The following is a 1745-nucleotide window of genomic DNA, read 5'->3' as shown; positions in this document are numbered from 1 at the left end:
CTCGTTTCGGATCGCACCGACGCGATACATGAATTGCGCAAGCCCGAACGTGTTCTGCGGCGCAGTCTTGAACTGCACCTGCGGGTTGCGCAGGATCTTCAGCAGCAGCGCGCGGTCGATCTTCGAGCCGTTGACGCGAATATAGGTGTCGGCTGCGCGCTCGGGATCGGCCGCGATGACGCGCGCGGCTTCCGCGAGCGCGGTCACGAACGCGCGATAGGTCCTGGGATTCTCGTTGCGGAATTTCTCGGTCGCATACAGCACCGTCGCCGAACTCGGGCCGCCGAGCACGTCATACGAATTCAGCACGATATGCGCGTTCGGATTGCCGGCCAACTCCTGATCCTGGAACGGCGGATTGCCGAAGTGCGCAGTGATCACGCTGCTGTTCGCGAGAATCGCTGCCGTCGCGTCGGGATGCGGAATCGCCTGCGTGAGCCCGTCGAGCTTTGCGTACTGCTTGTCGCCCCACTGCTTCGCCGCCGCATATTGCAGCACGCGCGACTGGACGGACACGCCAACCGCCGGCACTGCGATGCGATCCTTCGCGGAGAAATCGGCAATCGTCTTCACGTTTGGATTGTCGCTCACGAGGTAGTACGGCAGGTTGCCGAGCGACGCCACGCCCTTCACGTTCTGCCGGCCGTGCGTTCGATCCCACACGGTCAGCAGCGGCCCGACACCCGCCCCTGCGATATCGACCGCACCGGACAGCAGTGCGTCGTTCACGGCCGCGCCGCCCGACAGGCGCACCCAGTCCACCTTGATATCGAGCCCCGCGTTGCGCCCCGCCTTCTCGATCAGTTGCTGGTCACGCGCGACGTTCAGCATCAGGTAGACGACGCCGAACTGCTCGGCGATGCGGATCTGCCCTTCGGCGCGCGCCGGCTGTGCGGCACCGACGCCTGCAACGGCAAGCGCCGTGGCCAGTGTGATGACGACCGCACGGCGTGCGGACTGCGTCGTACGGCCCAGCGCCGTGCGAATCGGTAGCAGCATCGGAACTCCTGTCGAAAAATTGGGGGCAAGCGGTGAGGCGCCGGTCAAAACGGCGCGTCGCCTTCGATCGTCGTGCGATACAGCTTGCGATGCAGATGGTCGGGCGTGCCGGCCGCGAGATGCATCAGCGAGCGGTTGTCCCAGAACACGAGATCGTGGTCGCGCCACTGATGCCGGTACAGGTGTTCGGCGCGCACGCTGTGGGCGAACAGTTCGTCGAGCAGTGCACGGCTTTCGTTCTCCGGGATATCGACGATGCGCGTCGTGAAATGCTCGCTGACGAACAGCGCCTTGCGGCCCGTTTCCGGGTGCGTGCGCACGACCGGATGCACGACCGGCTTCACCTGCGCGATCTGCTCGGCCGACAGGTTCGGCCGCCACGGGTTGCGCGACTGCAGTTCCGCGTAGCGCGCGAGATAGGTGTGCTCCGCGCGCAAGCCTTCGACCGCACGGCGCAGATGCGCGGGCAGCGTATCCCACGCGAGATGCATGTTCGCGAACAGCGTGTCGCCGCCTTCGGACGGCAACACCTGCGCGTGCAGCAGCGAGCCGAGACTCGGCTTCTCCTTGTACGACAGGTCGGAATGCCAGAAATGGCCGGCATCGCCGAGGCCGATCGGCTTGCCGCTCTCGACGATATTCGACACGATCAGCACTTCGGGATGCGCAGGCAGGGCGAACTGATGCAGCACATGGATCTGCAGCGGACCGAAGCGGCGGCTGAACGCGATCTGCTGTGAGGGCGT

General features: G+C 65.2%; 2 protein-coding genes. Both read right to left on the bottom strand.

What is annotated here, in order from left to right:
- On the bottom strand, positions 1–999 hold a 999-nt coding region (locus KH616_RS24795; protein ID WP_292254836.1), incomplete at its 3' end, for an ABC transporter substrate-binding protein.
- 44 nt (positions 1000–1043) lie between these two features.
- The coding region (locus KH616_RS24790; RefSeq protein ID WP_292254834.1) for a TauD/TfdA family dioxygenase at positions 1044–1745 on the bottom strand (702 nt) is incomplete at its 5' end.

Source organism: Burkholderia sp., from assembly GCF_018375725.1.
Lineage (GTDB): Bacteria > Pseudomonadota > Gammaproteobacteria > Burkholderiales > Burkholderiaceae > Burkholderia.
The sequence above is the reverse complement of the archived record's forward strand: the minus strand, read 5'-3'. Positions and strand labels throughout refer to the sequence as shown.